Here is a 16,235-nt window from a genome sequence, read left to right as displayed (position 1 = left end):
GAATCGAATTGACACGTAATAATGCTCAGTTATGTCTTATAGCGGGCACATCCGCTATATTTGAAAGGTAAATAAACGCCACATGGCGTTTATGTTATTGTTAGGGATCATTTGTAGATTTCCAGAAATTATTTCTCAATTTTAACTGGAACATGGGTGTTAAACTTGAGAACGCATACCAACTTATTGACGGACAACAGAAACTTGTTAACATTCTGGATGTTCCGAATGGCTTAGCTTGTAACTGTACTTGTCCAGCCTGCAATGCCCAATTAATCGCCAAGAACAATCCAAAAAACAAAGTAAGAGCCCACTTCCAGCACTATAAATCTCTAGAATGTGAACATGCGGTTGAAACCTCTGTACACTTGTTAGCTAAGGAGGTATTTTCCGAACTAGATCATTATGTCCTCCCTCCTATTTATCATAGATTCTATGAAAAAGACGAGAAGTATAGAGGCTGGGGGCCAATTATCGACCGATTTGACGAGATTGTAAAACCTCAGAAGATTAGAATTAAAAAATGTCTTATTGAACAGCAAGTTGGTCGCTTTAGACCTGATTTGATTTTGATTTGTGATGACAGACAAGTTCATATTGAAATCTATGTAACACATGAAGTTGAGCAAGCAAAAATTGATTTTCTAAAACAAAATGAAATCGACGCAATCGAGATCTACCTAAAAAATACTGATCGCTCAATAACTAAAGAATCACTCAAAGAATTGTTGCTTAATGATCCTATCACGGAATGGATAAATAACGAACAGGCAAATCTAAGAATCACCGACATTGAAAAGGTGGTTAACAAAGAGATTGAGCAAGAAAAAGAAAGACGAGATAAAGAATTCAAAATCATTGATCACAAAAGGAAAAAAAAGAAACACTTTGAGAGGTATATGAACAAAGGACGTGATTGGATTAGAAATAAAACGGATTTTCAAATTCGAGATTTAGAAAACAAACACAACTACTCAATTTTCAAGAAACTTCAAGATGGGAAGGTTATCGATTGTCCAATATCTTCTAACAATAGCAGTCATTTCTGTACTAACAGATGTCGGTTTAACGCTCAACTCTGGAAGAAAACTGCATTTAAAGGTTCCCCAGACTGGTATTATGGATATACAAAGTGTCTATATGATCTTATGAATGAACGCTTCTACGGCCAAGGATTGGATGAAGAATGGGAAAATAATCTTGATAACTAAGAACAATCCCATTGCTGGCGAGCTTGTAGCTCGTGTCCATTATATATTTTTGCTTTGTGAGCAGGAAATATAAATTCTACAATAAAGAAGGACTCTATTTCATCAGTTTTGCTACAGTTAATTGGATAGATGTATTTGTTAGAGATGAGTATTTCAATACTGTCATAGAGAGCCTGAATTATTGTAGAAAAGAGAAAGGAATGGAAATTTATGCTTACTGCATTATGACTAGTCATATTCATTTAATTTTTCGAGCTAAAGATGAAAATCCAGGGGACATACTAAGAGATTTTAAAACATACACTTCTAAAAAGTTACAGAAACAAGTACAAGAAAATAATAAGGAAAGCAGAAAGGAATGGGTATTATGGATGATGGAGCGGGCGGGCAAATCAAATAGTAATGTTTCAAATAGACAATTTTGGCAGCAGCATAATAAACCGATTGAACTTTGGAGTCCAGAAGTAATTGATCAGAAAGTAGACTACATTCATAAAAATCCCGTGGAAGCAGGTTTTGTATCAGAACCAGAGCATTGGAAGTATAGCAGTGCTATTGACTATGCAGGAGGCAAAGGAATGCTTGAGATTGATTTTGTTTGATGTAAGAGGTACGAGCTACAAGCTCGCACCAGCAGAAGGATAACCTGGCGATCTATCTTTTTGCCGGTATAGGGGCCCTTCTTGTGGCGATGATAGCAGTAAGTTACAAGTCTATCCGCGCTGCGCTATCCAACCCAGTAAATTCGCTGAGGGATGAATAGCTAAAACTCCGAAAAGTTAATTTAGAGTCCACATTTTGTGGACTCTTTTCATTCTCACTGTTTCAAATCAGCATCTAATTAATATGAGAGTGACAATTATTCAAACTTTCCAATAGCCATAAGAGTTATTATCGTATATAAAATACGTTTCTTAAAGGAAGGTATTATGAAAACGATTCAACTTATTGCATTAGTTACCGTGATTTCATTTTCATGCGAGGATAATCTTGATTTGAATGGTGCACAATCACTTCCTGAACCAGAAAGTGTTTTCAGTCCTCCCTCCTGGCTGATTGGGAATTGGATAGATGATTCTAATACAACCAATTTTAGATTCGAGATAGACAACATTAGGCTTGCAATGGAAGATACAGTTATAAACTTCTCAAAAGCCTACCCGGATGCACACGAAGACTTTAAAACAGCAGATTTGTACCAGTTTTCGACAATAATTGAGGATCAGATACGAATCAGGTTCTATTTTGAAAGGAAAATGTCTAATAAACTGGATTATACTTTAAGGATAATGGGGTCCGGACCGACGATTGAATTGACAAAGCGATAATCATTTCATTTTCCTTCAAACTTTCTCAATTGATACTCAAAGTGAGAAGTGTCATCATATAGTTCACGTGCAAGCTCCAAAGCTCTTTTTTCCAGATCTATAGCCTTCTTTTTATTTCCAAGCTTAAACTGCAGCGAAGCATACGTATCTATGATCGAAGGTTCAGGCATTTTCGTAACTGCCTCTTGCGCCCAGGAGGAAGCTATTTCCAGTTGGTTTTTATTGTCAACAAAAAGATAAAACTTCCAGGCAAGCTCATTCAACTCTTCCGGGTCTTCCACTCCGGTCATTCCTACCAGTTCAACGGCGTATTCCGCATATTCAGGCCAATTTTCAGTAAACTCTGCATAATGCAAGTTCATCATTACTTTGAGCGTATCTGAACCTGTAAACGTTACTTCTTTAATCGAGTGAAGAAGTGCCCGCATCCCATAATCGTGTAGTTCTTCTGCTTCATATACTTCCTGGTATTGGGACAAATACGTATCGTAAAGTTTTGCGTTCACCATTCGCGCTCCTACTTCCTCATCAAATAGAGCTTTGTTTTTCAGCACATATTGAAACTCTCTGCTATATATATCCCACTGGTACGCAGCAAATACCTCCCAGGGTGTTTCTTTAGTCAAATCACTCAACACCACACCTTTTAAATATCCTGCAGCAAATCGCTCAGCATCCAGACAGGCATCTTCCAGCATTTCCAAATAATCCAGCATAAAATCAGCGGTTCGATCGCCATCGTCATATCGCTTTTCCATCGCCAGGAGTGTGACACTATCCGTCAGGGCTTCTTCTCCTAACATTAGAAACTGGCCGGCATCCATTGCTCCACATCCTCTGTGTACAACTTCTCCATTTCCGTTAATGAAAAGAAATGATGGGAACACTCCGACAGCATATTCCTCTGCAAGCTCAACACCGGGATAGTCTTCCATATCGAGGTGAAGATTGATGAAATTCATATTGTAGTAATTAGCTACTTCAAGATCTGTGAAGGTATATTCCTCCATTTCCTTACATGGCTCACACCACTCCGCATAGGCATCCATGAATATGAGCTTTCCTGTCATTCTCGACTTAGAGACGGCCTCATCCCATGAATTTTCAAACTTTATTTGGGCACTCAAACCGAGTGGGATGATCAGAAATATCAGCATCAGTTTCTTCATGCTGGAAATTTCCCTAAAAACGCTCATTTGCACAACAGTATGTTCGTATTCTATCAATTTATGTTCGTAACCGAACATTATGACAAAACTAATTTTATCATAATTCACTGATTTACTGACACTTAATATTCATGGCATGAGAATAGTATCTACTTTGTCGAGAGGTCAAAAACTCAAAATGTAATTGGACCATAGCGCCCAATCGCTAACTTACTCTACTATGTGAGCCCCGACGATTTGTTGGGGTTCTTTTTTATTCCTGAAATCTTCCACCCATGTTCTTTAATTTCGAGTGAATAAAAAAGAATTTCATGGCTAAGAAGAATGTTTTCGGTCAGTCGATTTGGTTCAAAAAGAAAATTTTTCAGACAGTAGGAAGGCTAGTCCGATGGTATCTACTCAGACCCAATAAAGTTGTGGTTTCCGGGAGTAAGATTTTGACTGAGATTCCTGACATGAATGTACTATTTGTTGCTAATCATCAGACCATTTTTACTGATGTAATTGCAATGTTCCATGCCATGTTTGCCGCTCTCAATGGCCAAGTTGATTCCATCGAGGACTGGAGCTACCTGAAAAACCCAAAGGTTAACGTTTACTATGTAGCTGCACGAGAAACAATGGAAAAAGGCTTTTTAGCTAAAATACTTGCATTAGCTGGTGCAGTCACTGTAGATAGAACATGGCGAAAGGGAGATGAGATGATCAAAAGAGAAGTAAATCCTGATGATACCAAATCAATCGGGATGGCAATTAAAGATGGTTGGGTAGTAACGTTTCCACAAGGAACCACGCGGAAAGGTGCGCCTGTGCGTAAAGGAACAGCTCATATTATCAAGCAACATAAACCGGTTGTAATTCCTGTGCGTGTGGATGGCTTTAGAGAAGCGTTTGACAAAACCGGAATCAAGCGGATTAAGAAAGGAGTAACCCTTTCCATAAAATTCGGTGACCCATTAGATATTGATTACGAAAATGATTCGGTAGAAGAGTTGGTGAAAAAGATTGGTGTTGCTATTGGAGAAGATCATTCAACCACAGCTTCGTAATAACGAGATAAATTATTTTTCTGATTTACTGGCTTTAAAAGAGCTGAAATGTAAGAAAACTTCACTTAGGCATAGTTAGTGATCAGGAAGTAGAGTATTTGAAAAGTGAAAAGAATCAGGATAATTGCGACTGTACGGTTCATTCGTCTAACAAACTTGACCGTAACCAAATGCTTTAGTCGATGAGCAATGAAAGCTTTTGTGATGTCCATTGTAAGAATGGTTATAAGCATTCCTCCAAAAAATTGAAGCTGTTCATTGAAACTATACTCAAAGTTGATTGCGATTGCACTGACCCATGTTGCCCATGATACGATTATAAAAGGATTTAGGCCGTTGAGAAATAATCCTTTTGCGAATTGGCGTGCAAGACTGGACTCTTTCATCATCGTGTCATCGTTGTGCACTTTAGGCACTTTAAACCAGGAATAGACGGCATATGCCCCCAACATCACAACCCCGAAAATTCCCATCCAAATCTTAAAGTCATCCGTTTCCAGCGCTTTAGCCATACCCAACAAAACCAAAACAACATAGAAAACATCACTGGTTGAAATACCAATAGCCATGAATATGGCTTTTTTGAACCCTTGCTGTATGCTGGTTTGAATGAGTGCAAAAAATGCCGGCCCCAGAGCAAATAGAAAAATGAGGCCAAAAATGAGTCCGTTTATAATTGGAGGCATTCTAGCTGGTTTGGATGTTTTGTTCAGTTAGGAAATTAGTCCAAAGTTGTGCCTTTTCTTTTTTAAGCACACGAGGAAATTTATTTTGGCTTCCCACTTTTCCCTGTGCTTCCATCCATTGATAAAAAACACTTGAAGGTAATACGCTAACCCTCAATTCTTTCAGCGCTGAGCCTCGCTCTACTTTATAGTCGTCGTTTAGATTCATTAAATGGAAATCAATTCGATCTCTTAGTTCATTTTCGTTCACTGTATCATCCGTTCCGATGTACCAATGATGTGCAAACATACTTCCAGATCGCTCGCCCAGCAGGGTAAACTCACGAATGTCTATCTTCAACTCATCTTCTACCAGCTCTATGGCTTTATTCATGTTATCAAGGCTGAGGTGCTCACCACATAAACTCATGAATAATTTAGTTCGGCCTGTTATCACTATTTCATTTTCCTCAATGGATGTGAATTTGACCACATCGCCTATCATGTAACGCCAGGCACCTGCATTGGTTGAAATCAGCAGAGCATATTCTTTATCTTCTTTAACCTGATCTATCTTTAGTGTTTCAACCCCTTTTTTCAACTTCCCATCCTCGTCAAAGTTGGTCTCAGTAAAAGGCACAAACTCGTAAAAGATCCCATTATTGAGTACCAGCCTCATAGACTTACGGTTAGGGTAAGCCTGGAAAGCAATAAATCCTTCAGAGGCCAGATAGGTCTCCATGTAGTATAAGGGACGACTCAATAATTTTTCAAAACCACGTTTATAAGGCTCAAAAGAAACACCTCCGTGAACGAAAATCTGAAGGTTAGGCCAAATGTCATGAATGGTTTCCACCTTATACTTTTCAATCACCTTCTCAATCAACATCTGCAACCAGGCCGGCACTCCTACAATAATACCAATATCCCATTCTGGTGCCTTCTTTACAATCTCGTCCAGCTTCTCATTCCAATTTTTTGTTTTGGCAATTTTCTTTCCGGGCTTGTAAAAGTGTTGAAACCAAAACGGAATTTGCGCGGCAGTGATTCCCGAGAGGTCACCTTCAAAATAATGCCCGCTCTTTTTCAGGTCTGTACTTCCTCCCAACATCAAAATTCCCTTGGAAAAAAGTGATGCAGGTAGGTCGTATTTACTCATGGTCAGAATCTGTCGCATTGATGTTTTGCGAATAGATTTCACCATTTCACGTGTGATAGGAATGTATTTGGATGAGGCACCTGATGTGCCGGAACTCAATGCAAAGTATTTGATTTTACCTGGCCAGCAAACATCTCTTTGCCCATCTTTAGCCTTATGCCACCATTCTTCAAAGATTTTATCATAATCATAGATAGGTATGCTTGACTTGAAAGAATCGTAGTATTCGTCTTTCGGTCCCTTAAAAGATGTAAGTATTTGGTTGAAAGAATGTGCATGCCCAAACTTGGTTTCCTGGCAATGGATCAGCAAGTTTCTAAGCTCTTGTTTCTGCAAATCAGCCGGAGAAGTGTAAAGTTGCTCCAAACTTTCTCTCAACATGATACCCTTCTTGAGTAATGTCCCTAAAATTGCCATTCAATCCGATTGAAACTTATTATTGAGTTTTCAAATTTAAGGGATGTAAAAGAGACAATAATGAGCGAAATATCAAGCCAACTTAAAGATTTAAAAGAAAGCCTTCCTGAATTGTGCACTTTAGTTGCGGTAAGTAAGACTAAGCCGGTCGAAGATATTTTATCAGCATATAATACAGGACATAGAGATTTTGGAGAAAATAAGGTGCAGGAGCTCACACGAAAAGCTGAAGAACTCCCTAAAGACATCAAATGGCACATGATAGGCCACTTACAGCGAAATAAAGTAAAATACATTGCCCCATTTGTTCACCTTATTCACGGAGTGGATTCTTTCAAACTTCTGAAAGAAATTAATAAACAAGGAAGAAAATCGGACAGGGTTATTGATTGTCTCTTACAAGTTCATATTGCCGAAGAGGATACGAAGTTTGGTTTTGACAAAATTGAGCTTGAAGAAATATTATCCGGAAAGGACTTGAAAGACCTAGCTCATGTTTGCATCAAAGGCTTAATGGGTATGGCAACCTTTACTGAAGACACAAATCAAATTCGAAGAGAATTCAGGTTGCTAAAGTCAATTTATGAAGAAACAAAAAATTCTGACCATACCAATGTTCAGATGAACACCCTCTCCATGGGTATGAGCGGCGATTATAAAATTGCCCTCGAAGAAGGAAGTAATATGGTCAGAATCGGTAGCGCCATTTTTGGCGCCAGAAATTATTAATCTACTTATTATCCGGAGGCATCACATTCGTTACGATTTTTACTCGCTCAGGGTTATTCACCGCATTTGACATTACAGTGATCACTTTATTCTGCATGCCCATTTTTCCTGCGCTGTTAAAAACCACTTTCAGTTTTGCTTTTGAACCAGGAGCGATTGGCTCTCTTGGCCATTCTGGTGCCGTGCACCCACATGTGGTACGTACATCTGAAAGAACAAGTGGTTCCGTACCGATGTTTTCAAATTCAAAAACATGCTCTACTTTCTCTCCTTGAGTGATTTCTCCAAAATCAAAAGATTTTTCTGTGAATGAAATCTTAGGGCCTGTCATAGGCTCTTCTTCCTGTGCTGTTGCAGCAAATGCAAATCCTATCAACAGTAGTGTCGCTAGATACTTCATGTGTATAAGTGTTTATTTAATATTAAAGTCTGCTTCAAAGTTAACGAACATCTTTTTGATATGTTAGACCAAAATCATACCAACAACCCATTTGAAAACAAGGTGCGTGTTAGAGTCTGCGGCCTTTTGAAAGAAAATGAGGAAATCCTCCTTCTAAAACATGACCAAATCGGTCCAGCAGGTTATTTATGGTCTCCACCTGGTGGCGGAGTATCATTTGGCGCTAGTGTTGAAGAAACGCTAAAACAAGAGTTTTTAGAAGAAACCAACTTAGAAGTAGCTGTGGGTGATTATCTATTTACCAATGAATTTATCAGCGAAAAGCATCATGCAATAGAGTTATTTTTTACGGTAGAGCGTATTTCGGGGAATTTGCAGCTAGGGAAAGACCCTGAATTGGCTGACGATGAGCAGATTCTTTCTGAAATTAGGTTTTTCTCACCGGAAGAATTGAATAACTTACCTGAACTCACCATTCATAATGCATTTCTTGCCGCTGGTGCAAGAGATAAAATTACCGATCTTAGGGGTTTGATTACTTTTAAGCATTAATAGTATTCGGTGCTTCAAGAATCACCATTAAATATTTATAATTGCAAAAACCTAGCGAAAAAGAAATTTAGCAATGAGTAAAACGAAAATTGTTTCTGTGGTCATGCTCGTGGTATGGGTGTCATTGGCCGTATTTTTAGTATACAGTATCAAATCATCCATAGATGAAGCTAAGCGAATTGAGCGAGCAGAAGCTCGAATCATTGAGCAACTGAAGATGATCCGTGAAGCTGAGATCGCTTATATGTCTGTAAATGGGCAATATACAAGCGATTGGGACAAACTATTAGCGTTTGTTGATACAGGTAAATTTTATCTGACCGAAAAAAGCGAAACCATTATCACACTACCTTATGGAAAAGACAGTGTAGTTGTAGATATTGACACGTTGGGGACTGTTCCTGTAATGGATTCACTATTTAAAGCAAGTAAATGGCCAAGATTTAATCTGGCAACCCTTCCTTACGTTCCTGGCACTGAGCCGCCGGTTAAGTTTGATGTGTGGGCTGACAAGATTTCTAAAGCTGGTCTTTTTGTTAACGCTATAGAAGTGAAGAACCCAAGACCTGTTGACCCAAGCAGAGACGAGGATAGTGAATACAACACCAAAAAACCTCTTAGATTTGGCTCACGAACCAGTGTAACAACTGCGGGTAACTGGGAATAATATATTTTGATTGCACAAGACACATCGACATATAAGCTGATTAAGCGAGTAAAGGATACCAAGTTTACAATTGATGAACTTGACCATTACTCGCTTATCATGCAGGTTGGCATCTACGACCTGCAATTTGCCGTTGTAGACTCACAGGATAATGTGGTCATGGGTCTTGAAGACTATCGGTTAGAGGGTATAAAGACCGTAAACGGTCGCCTTAGGCTGATTAAAGAAATACTTGATAACCATGAGTACCTGACCGCAGGCTTTTGGAAAGATGTCAAGCTGTGTCTCAAATCTCACAAATTTTCACTCGTGCCTGCAAGTATGTTCGTGCAGGAATCTGCTGCCGATTACCTGGCAATCAACAGTGAGATCAAAACAGCTTTTGAGGAAGTAAACTATTACAAGCAAATAGCTGTAGACTCAGTTAATGTCTTTGCCGCTGAAACTAAACTTTGCAGATGGATTGAATCGATCTACAAAAAGAAAAAAGTACATGTTATTCATCAGGGAAGTGCACTAATTGAAGGGTTTCTCAAACATGCAGACCACATAGAAGAAAAAAGCATGTACTGCTATGTAGACAGGGGAATTCTCCATATTGTGGCAACAGAGGGCAAAAAGCTACTTTACTACAACCAGTTTGCAGCTCGTAAGAAAGAAGACTACCTAAAATACATCATGCTCGTGTTTAATGAGCTTGGTATGAGTGGCAAGGAAAGTCATGTATTCTTGTGGGGATTCATTAAACCAAGCTCGGAAGAGATGTCGCTACTTAAGCGTTACATCCGAAACATCTCTTTTGGCTCCAAGCCGTCTTTCCTTAGATTTAGCTATCTGTACGATGAAGTTGAGGATCACCAGTACTTTGATGTGCTGAGTGGGTATCTTTGTGTATAAGCCTGGAGGCTCTATCAATAATTAAAGCGCTATCAAACTGACCATTTTACAGACTTTGAAAGTATGAAAACTGCCATTTTTCCCGGATCTTTTGATCCCTTTACTAAAGGACATTTTGATATTGTAATGAGAAGTCTGGATCTTTTTGATCGAGTCATTATTGCCATCGGACACAACACCAAAAAGAATAAACGCTACTTTGAACTGGAATGGATGGTGGATAAAATCAATGAAGCTTTTGCAAATGAAAGTCGAGTAGATATTGAAGTCTATGATGAACTAACTGCTTCACTGGCTAAAAAATACGATGCTCAATTCATGGTACGTGGTTTAAGAAATACCACTGACTTTGAGTATGAGAATAGTATATCCCAGATCAATCGCTATTTAAATGAAGACCTGGAGACGATCTTTTTAATTACTTCACCCGAACTAGCCCCAATAAGCTCAAGCATCATCAGAGAAGTTCACAGATATGGCGGTGATGTAAATCCATTTTTACCTTATGAAGTATAGATCTTTGTAGGCAAATTAAAGAAAGGAGTTCTGTATTTGACTAAGCTTCCGGGATCATCTTAGTGTACTCCTGCATCACATATCGGATAGATCTGTAAGAGTCATGTAGTGCCTTTCTGACCTGATCCAAATCCATCCATTCAACTTTTTTGATACCTTCATCTTTTTGTGGTGCCATTTGCGAATCATCAACACATTGCATTGCAAACCAGTGTGTTTTTTTAAGAACATACTTCTTCTTGGTCACATAAGTATGCCACACCGCATCAATTTTATGATCAATTTTTGCTTTTACCCCTGTCTCTTCCTCCACTTCTCGTATGGCGCATTCTTCAATAGATTCCCCATTATCAAGCTTCCCTTTAGGTATATCCCATACCTTACGGCGGTAGATCATCAATAGCTTTCCTTCCTTCTCTACTATTCCTCCTCCCGCTTCAATCACCTTGAATTTGCTTTTGATATAGTCAATCAAATCACGCTTCTTCCTGGAAGAGATGAATATCGAGTGAACTTTTTTCACTTTTTTATCCGTCATCAATTTTAGTAAGCCATCAATCTGATCAAAAGAAGCATTCATGATGAGCACATCATCAACCAGCACTTCCGGGACGATATCTTCAAACTCGCGCACCACTAGTCCGTAAGCTCGCTTCATGTTTATTTTTTTCTCTGAGAGAATGTAAACGGGAATGTCGTTGATGAAAATTTTCATTCTGCAAAATCAACCGGCAATTAAATGATAAAATAAAAACCAAACAAACATTACAGATTATGGATCGGTAATTATGGAGTTTTATTTTTGCACCCGCATGAGCATTAAAATTTACAACCCTAAGCTTGCAGCAGAAATCGCTGCAGATCTATTGAAAATTGGAGCTATTAAACTCAGTCCAGATAAACCCTTTACTTGGGCTTCCGGTTGGAAATCTCCAATTTATTGTGACAATCGTTTGAGCTTATCCTACCCGGATGTACGATCAAAGATCAAAACAGCATTGGCATTAGCCATATCAAATACCTTCGATGGTATAGATGTGATAGCCGGAGTGGCTACAGCCGGTATTCCTCAAGGTGCTCTTGTAGCTGAGGAGCTTGGGCTCCCATTTATTTACGTTCGCTCCAAGTCTAAAGGACATGGATTGCAAAATATGATTGAAGGGAAAATAGAAAATGGTCAACGAGTTCTTTTGGTGGAAGACCTTGTCTCTACTGGAGGTAGTTCTCTGGCCGCTGCTGATGCGCTTAAAGAAGCAGGCGCTGAAGTTGTGGGTATGATTGCCATTTTTACCTATGGATTTAAGATATCGGAAGACAACTTCAAAGAAAAAGGTGTAGATCTGATAGTGCTTAGTGACTATCATCACCTGTTAGATCATGCACAAGATGAGCGCATGTTTGAAAATGAGGTGCTTAAAACACTAAAAGAATGGAGGGAAAACCCGGGGAATTGGAAATGATTATGACTGATGAATCAATCTTTTAACTCGAATATTGATTTGCGCAGCAAATCAAGAAAAATGTTGTAATAGTTAATTATTCTTAGCTTATAACTGAATGAATGAAAATATTCTAACTAGAAGTTTAAATAAAATTGAAGGCATTTTAAGGTTTCCTAATTTGAAGTCCGGGGAAATTGGCATTCAGGTTGGATTTGATCTTTCGCAGAAAAACCTTACTTCAGATCTATTTAGAATGAGCAGTAGAGTATCCCCTACTGGAATGGTCATAGCGATTGACCCTGACCCTGCAAATCATGAGCGGCTTAAGGAGGTCATGGAGCGTAAAAAATTAAATTTTACATTGATTCAGAAAGCGACCTATTCTAAAAAAACAAGTAACAAGCTCATTTTAGGTACACGATCATCATACAACAAGTTGGATATTGTTCAAAGTGATAGCTCACCAAGCTATACAAATGATTCTATTGAAGTTGAGATGGATACCTTGGATAATATGGTTGAAGCCTTGAATATAGATTACTCACTAATTAAACATATCTGCATAACAAATAATGGAGCTGAGTATGAAACACTTTTGGGAATGGAAACCATTTTTGAAAAATGTGAGAATCTCAACCTAACTATAGCTTCAGGTAGAACAAGTAAAATGGGTGAAATAAATGGTAGAAGGGATCACATTGTTATATCTGAATTTTTGGCTAATAAAGGTTTTACTTCGAAACTTATCAGATTGAATAAATCATTCTGGAGTGGATTTGTCATTCACTTAATCGCTAAAAGAAAATGGGTATTCAATAAGAAAAGATTCGGATTTATAATTGCTGCAAGAGGTGATAGAAAATTAAAATTTTATCAATCACTTTACTAACTGCTTTACAAATGATAAAAATCATTTATCATGGCAGAAAACAATCAAGCCCCGACCTTGGCCGGGGCTCATTCTTGGCAGAATATGACTAACACCTACTGTTAACCATGTCTTTAAAGTCAGTCTGAGTCGTTCAACTGTCTATCCTTCGACAAGCTCAGGATGACACTCGGGTTAAAGCTCAGACATTGTTATATTCCACTAGGCGATAGCCTAGTCCACGTTATCGTGCAAGAATTTATTGTTCCCTAAAATTTGATTTTCCTCGTTCAGGTTGAACTTAGAGATGTTTCGCTCTGCTGAGTGAGGTACGTTCTGAAGCTTGATCTTCTTACGCTCGTAGGCAGGAACATCCAGTCGCTCTTTGAACTCCTCCGTTGGCATGTCAAACTTCTTGTCGTTGAACATCGCCTCACGCTCCGCTCGCTCCTGAGCTAATCGCACTTGCTTTGAACTTGGAGAAGCTTCAAAAGCATCGGAGATATTCACCTCATCTTCATTCACTTCTTCGTCCTCATCATTGTCAAAACCATTGGTGAAGTCAAACTCGAAAGAAGATTGCTTAGCAGGTCGCTTGCTGCGCTGATCTTCCTCTTCAACTTCTCGCTTGATCTCATCCTTCAGCGAACTGAATTCATAGTCCCAATCCTCAACACCATCTTTGTCCGTATCATCTTCCAATTCAAACATGAAATCAGAAGTATTTCCTTTTTTCTTTGACTCATCAATCTCTTTTTGAGATAACAGATCAAATCGCTTCGCTTCCTCTTCTTTGGAGATGTACTCTCCATCTTCATCTACTTTGCCAAAACCTGTTGCAATAACAGTTACACTGATATTCTCGCCTAAAGAACTATCCACACCGTGACCGAAGATCACCTCTGCATTATCTCCTGCATATTCCTGGATGTAATCCGTGATATCGGTCAACTCATCCATTTGAAGTTCTGCTTCGTCACCAGAGATAATGGAAAGTAAGATCTTCTCAGCGCCATAGATATCCTGCTGATTCAATAGCGGCGAGTTAAGCGCCTCTTCTGCGGCTCTTCTTGCTCTATTGTCTCCTATGGTTTTCGCTGAACCCATTACTGCAGGTCCGGCTCCTTTCATTACGGTCTTCACATCTTCAAAATCGACGTTCACATAACCAGGAACGGTAATGATCTCGGCGATTCCTTTTGCTGCGGTTGTCAATACATTGTCAGCCTGACCAAATGCTTCGCTGATGGAAAGGTTTCCATAAATCTCCCGAAGCTTATCATTCATGATGACCAAAACGGTATCACAATACTTCTTCAGTTCTTTGATACCGTCTTCAGCGGCTTTCATTTTTTTCTTTCCTTCAAAAGCAAACGGAGCGGTCACAATCCCAACAGTGAGAATGTCCAACTCACTCGCTACCTGAGCGATGACCGGAGCAGCACCTGTACCGGTACCACCACCCATTCCTGCCGTAATAAAGACCATTTTCGTGTCTTGCGAGAGTAGGTCACGAATCTCTTCTTTACTTTCGATAGCGGCATTTTTGCCTCGTTCAGGATTTGCTCCTGCACCCAAACCGCTTGTCAGATTGGTTCCAATCTGAAGCCTGTTTGGTACTGCGCTACTTTCGAGCGCCTGGTGATCTGTGTTACAAACCACGAACTCTACATCCCGGATCCCCAGGCTGTACATGTGATTAACAGCGTTGCTGCCTCCGCCACCAACACCCACCACCTTAATGATGGATTTATGATGTGACGGTAAGTCGAATTGATACATATTTTCTGCCATAATTGTATTATTTAAAGTCCACAGTTACTTAGTCGACAGTCGACTGAATGGCTGTTGACTGTTAATTAATCTTATCATCAAAATCATCGATCAGAAGGCCCTTCGTTTTCTCCAAAATGTTGGAAAAGAACTTATTGCCCTGCTTTAATTTTTTCTTTCCATCTCCCTTGTATGAAGGAGCTTCCGAATACCTTGCCTGACGGATGTCCAGCGCTTTAAAGCCTGAAAGTACCAGTCCGACAGTGGTCGCAAACATTGGGCTCTTTGCTGCATCTACCTTGCTTCTACCCAGATGCTCGTTCGGATAGCCAATGCGTGTATCCAGTCCGGTCATGTATTCAAACAGTTGACTCAAATTAGTAAGCATTGATCCACCACCGGTCACCACAATACCTGCCGCAAGCTTCTTATTGAAACCTGAGCTGATGATCTCAGTGTGCACCAACTCAATGATTTCTTCCATTCTTGCTTCGATAATGTGCGCAAGGTTTTTGATCGAAATCTCCTTAGGAGGACGGTTTCTTAAACCAGGAATGGAAACGATCTCGTTCGGACTTGCTTCTTCAGAGATAGCCTTGCCAAACTTTGTTTTCAGCAACTCAGCCTGATGTTCCATCACCATACAACCCTGCTTAATATCAGAGGTGATGATGTTGCCACCAAATGGAATGACTGCCGTGTGTCGGATGATGTTCTCATAGAATACCGCCACATCTGTGGTGCCGCCTCCAATATCCACCAGGCAAACACCTGCTTCTTTCTCTTCGTCAGAAAGAACAGATAAGCTGGACGCGAGTGGTTCCAAAATGAGATTCTCAATCTGGAGCCCAGCTTTTTTCACACACTTGTTTATGTTGTTGATCGCGTTGGTCTGTGCAGTGATGATGTGGAAGTCAGCCTCCAGCTTCACTCCTGTCATCCCTACCGGATCCATGATGCCGTCTTCATAATCTACGATATAGTCTTGCGGCATCACGTGAATGATTTCGCTACCCGGAGGAGTGACAATGCGATGCATGTCGCTGTTGAGTCGAGCTAAATCCTCAATGGTGATCTCACCATCTTTATTTTCACGGGTAATGCCACCATGATGAACAGCACTTTTGATGTGTTGCCCGGCAATGCCGACATTCACCACCCCGATATCGATTCCTGACTGTTCACTTGCTTCCGCAATGGCCTTTTCAATGGCACGAACAGTCTTGTCGATATTGGTGACGATTCCACGGATCACACCATCAGATACTGCCTTGCCCATGCCGAGTATCTCGAGCTTTCCGTATTCATTTTTCTTACCTACAATGGCACAAATCTTTGTAGTGCCAATGTCTAGTCCAACGATGATTTTATCCTCCATAATTTCTTTATTTCT

General features: G+C 39.7%; 18 protein-coding genes. 11 read left to right on the top strand and 7 right to left on the bottom strand.

What is annotated here, in order from left to right; translation table 11 throughout:
- Positions 1-152: 152 nt before the first annotated feature.
- The 3 genes from CHB71_RS14240 (at position 153) to CHB71_RS14230 (ending at position 2,539) form a co-directional block, all read left to right on the top strand.
- A complete protein-coding gene (locus CHB71_RS14240) occupies positions 153-1,211 on the top strand; it encodes a competence protein CoiA family protein (protein WP_089357614.1) in 1,059 nt (352 codons plus the stop codon).
- Positions 1,212-1,267: 56 nt separating this feature from the next.
- Positions 1,268-1,813 (top strand): REP-associated tyrosine transposase, encoded by a 546-nt coding sequence (locus tag CHB71_RS14235; RefSeq protein WP_089357613.1) that lies wholly within the window; start codon positions 1,268-1,270, stop codon positions 1,811-1,813.
- A gap of 327 nt (positions 1,814-2,140) precedes the next feature.
- Positions 2,141-2,539, top strand: coding sequence for a hypothetical protein (locus CHB71_RS14230; RefSeq protein WP_089357612.1), 399 nt, complete (start codon positions 2,141-2,143; stop codon positions 2,537-2,539).
- Between the two features lie 5 nt (positions 2,540-2,544).
- On the opposite strand, the gene CHB71_RS14225 is transcribed toward CHB71_RS14230, so the two are convergent.
- Positions 2,545-3,708 carry a thioredoxin family protein gene (locus tag CHB71_RS14225; protein ID WP_179213430.1) on the bottom strand — a complete coding sequence of 388 codons (1,164 nt, stop codon included), beginning with the start codon at positions 3,706-3,708 and terminating at the stop codon, positions 2,545-2,547.
- A 311-nt stretch (positions 3,709-4,019) separates the two neighbouring features.
- Between CHB71_RS14225 and CHB71_RS14220 the strand changes: the two genes are divergently transcribed.
- A complete protein-coding gene (locus CHB71_RS14220) occupies positions 4,020-4,757 on the top strand; it encodes a lysophospholipid acyltransferase family protein (protein ID WP_089357610.1) in 738 nt (245 codons plus the stop codon).
- A gap of 65 nt (positions 4,758-4,822) precedes the next feature.
- Here the strand turns inward: CHB71_RS14220 and CHB71_RS14215 are convergent, their stop codons facing one another.
- Entirely contained in the window at positions 4,823-5,443 is a 621-nt protein-coding gene (locus tag CHB71_RS14215; RefSeq protein WP_089357609.1) for a LysE family translocator, read from the bottom strand.
- A gap of 1 nt (position 5,444) precedes the next feature.
- The gene (locus CHB71_RS14210) at positions 5,445-6,998 is read right to left on the bottom strand and encodes a GH3 family domain-containing protein (RefSeq protein WP_089357608.1); all 1,554 of its coding nucleotides are present in this window, start codon (positions 6,996-6,998) and stop codon (positions 5,445-5,447) included.
- A gap of 21 nt (positions 6,999-7,019) precedes the next feature.
- On the opposite strand from CHB71_RS14210, the gene CHB71_RS14205 reads away from it, so the two are divergent.
- Complete coding sequence (locus tag CHB71_RS14205) at positions 7,020-7,727, top strand: YggS family pyridoxal phosphate-dependent enzyme (protein ID WP_262485930.1); 708 nt, start codon at positions 7,020-7,022, stop codon at positions 7,725-7,727.
- Between the two features lies 1 nt (position 7,728).
- Here CHB71_RS14205 and CHB71_RS14200 read toward each other — a convergent pair whose 3' ends face one another.
- The gene (locus CHB71_RS14200) at positions 7,729-8,127 is read right to left on the bottom strand and encodes a DUF1573 domain-containing protein (RefSeq protein ID WP_089357607.1); all 399 of its coding nucleotides are present in this window, start codon (positions 8,125-8,127) and stop codon (positions 7,729-7,731) included.
- A 60-nt stretch (positions 8,128-8,187) separates the two neighbouring features.
- On the opposite strand from CHB71_RS14200, the gene CHB71_RS14195 reads away from it, so the two are divergent.
- From CHB71_RS14195 to coaD, 4 genes are all read left to right on the top strand, one after another.
- Positions 8,188-8,679 carry an NUDIX domain-containing protein gene (locus tag CHB71_RS14195; protein WP_089357606.1) on the top strand — a complete coding sequence of 164 codons (492 nt, stop codon included), beginning with the start codon at positions 8,188-8,190 and terminating at the stop codon, positions 8,677-8,679.
- Between the two features lie 73 nt (positions 8,680-8,752).
- Entirely contained in the window at positions 8,753-9,346 is a 594-nt protein-coding gene (locus CHB71_RS14190) for a hypothetical protein (protein WP_089357605.1), read from the top strand.
- Between the two features lie 6 nt (positions 9,347-9,352).
- Complete coding sequence (locus tag CHB71_RS14185) at positions 9,353-10,243, top strand: DUF3822 family protein (protein WP_144017436.1); 891 nt, start codon at positions 9,353-9,355, stop codon at positions 10,241-10,243.
- A 63-nt stretch (positions 10,244-10,306) separates the two neighbouring features.
- The gene (gene coaD / locus CHB71_RS14180) at positions 10,307-10,759 is read left to right on the top strand and encodes a pantetheine-phosphate adenylyltransferase (protein WP_089357603.1); all 453 of its coding nucleotides are present in this window, start codon (positions 10,307-10,309) and stop codon (positions 10,757-10,759) included.
- Positions 10,760-10,799: 40 nt separating this feature from the next.
- Here the strand turns inward: coaD and CHB71_RS14175 are convergent, their stop codons facing one another.
- Complete coding sequence (locus tag CHB71_RS14175) at positions 10,800-11,474, bottom strand: NUDIX hydrolase (protein ID WP_089357602.1); 675 nt, start codon at positions 11,472-11,474, stop codon at positions 10,800-10,802.
- Between the two features lie 97 nt (positions 11,475-11,571).
- Here CHB71_RS14175 and pyrE point away from each other — a divergent pair, with 97 nt between their 5' ends.
- Positions 11,572-12,219, top strand: a complete 648-nt coding sequence (gene pyrE / locus CHB71_RS14170; protein WP_317043985.1) for an orotate phosphoribosyltransferase — start codon at positions 11,572-11,574, stop codon at positions 12,217-12,219.
- Positions 12,220-12,316: 97 nt separating this feature from the next.
- Entirely contained in the window at positions 12,317-13,090 is a 774-nt protein-coding gene (locus CHB71_RS14165; RefSeq protein ID WP_089357601.1) for an FkbM family methyltransferase, read from the top strand.
- A 213-nt stretch (positions 13,091-13,303) separates the two neighbouring features.
- Here the strand turns inward: CHB71_RS14165 and ftsZ are convergent, their stop codons facing one another.
- Positions 13,304-14,863: a cell division protein FtsZ gene (gene ftsZ / locus CHB71_RS14160; RefSeq protein ID WP_089357600.1), complete on the bottom strand. Its 1,560-nt coding sequence runs from the start codon at positions 14,861-14,863 to the stop codon at positions 13,304-13,306.
- Between the two features lie 61 nt (positions 14,864-14,924).
- Positions 14,925-16,220 carry a cell division protein FtsA gene (ftsA, locus tag CHB71_RS14155; protein ID WP_089357599.1) on the bottom strand — a complete coding sequence of 432 codons (1,296 nt, stop codon included), beginning with the start codon at positions 16,218-16,220 and terminating at the stop codon, positions 14,925-14,927.
- Positions 16,221-16,235 lie beyond the last annotated feature (15 nt).

It is taken from the genome of Ekhidna lutea (assembly GCF_900188325.1).
In the GTDB taxonomy this organism is placed as follows: domain Bacteria; phylum Bacteroidota; class Bacteroidia; order Cytophagales; family Cyclobacteriaceae; genus Ekhidna; species Ekhidna lutea.
This window is presented reverse-complemented; position numbering and strand designations above follow the sequence as displayed.

What these genes read in the sequence shown, in the direction of transcription:
- CHB71_RS14210 (WP_089357608.1), bottom strand. Translation starts at nt 6,998, where the DNA reads ATGGCAATTTTAGGGACATTACTCAAGAAGGGTATCATGTTGAGAGAA.
- ftsZ (WP_089357600.1), bottom strand. Translation starts at nt 14,863, where the DNA reads ATGGCAGAAAATATGTATCAATTCGACTTACCGTCACATCATAAATCC.
- CHB71_RS14175 (WP_089357602.1), bottom strand. Translation starts at nt 11,474, where the DNA reads ATGAAAATTTTCATCAACGACATTCCCGTTTACATTCTCTCAGAGAAA.
- CHB71_RS14220 (WP_089357610.1), top strand. Translation starts at nt 4,020, where the DNA reads ATGGCTAAGAAGAATGTTTTCGGTCAGTCGATTTGGTTCAAAAAGAAA.
- CHB71_RS14230 (WP_089357612.1), top strand. Translation starts at nt 2,141, where the DNA reads ATGAAAACGATTCAACTTATTGCATTAGTTACCGTGATTTCATTTTCA.
- pyrE (WP_317043985.1), top strand. Translation starts at nt 11,572, where the DNA reads ATGAGCATTAAAATTTACAACCCTAAGCTTGCAGCAGAAATCGCTGCA.
- CHB71_RS14190 (WP_089357605.1), top strand. Translation starts at nt 8,753, where the DNA reads ATGAGTAAAACGAAAATTGTTTCTGTGGTCATGCTCGTGGTATGGGTG.
- CHB71_RS14225 (WP_179213430.1), bottom strand. Translation starts at nt 3,708, where the DNA reads ATGAAGAAACTGATGCTGATATTTCTGATCATCCCACTCGGTTTGAGT.
- CHB71_RS14165 (WP_089357601.1), top strand. Translation starts at nt 12,317, where the DNA reads ATGAATGAAAATATTCTAACTAGAAGTTTAAATAAAATTGAAGGCATT.
- CHB71_RS14215 (WP_089357609.1), bottom strand. Translation starts at nt 5,443, where the DNA reads ATGCCTCCAATTATAAACGGACTCATTTTTGGCCTCATTTTTCTATTT.
- ftsA (WP_089357599.1), bottom strand. Translation starts at nt 16,220, where the DNA reads ATGGAGGATAAAATCATCGTTGGACTAGACATTGGCACTACAAAGATT.
- CHB71_RS14195 (WP_089357606.1), top strand. Translation starts at nt 8,188, where the DNA reads ATGTTAGACCAAAATCATACCAACAACCCATTTGAAAACAAGGTGCGT.
- coaD (WP_089357603.1), top strand. Translation starts at nt 10,307, where the DNA reads ATGAAAACTGCCATTTTTCCCGGATCTTTTGATCCCTTTACTAAAGGA.
- CHB71_RS14240 (WP_089357614.1), top strand. Translation starts at nt 153, where the DNA reads ATGGGTGTTAAACTTGAGAACGCATACCAACTTATTGACGGACAACAG.
- CHB71_RS14200 (WP_089357607.1), bottom strand. Translation starts at nt 8,127, where the DNA reads ATGAAGTATCTAGCGACACTACTGTTGATAGGATTTGCATTTGCTGCA.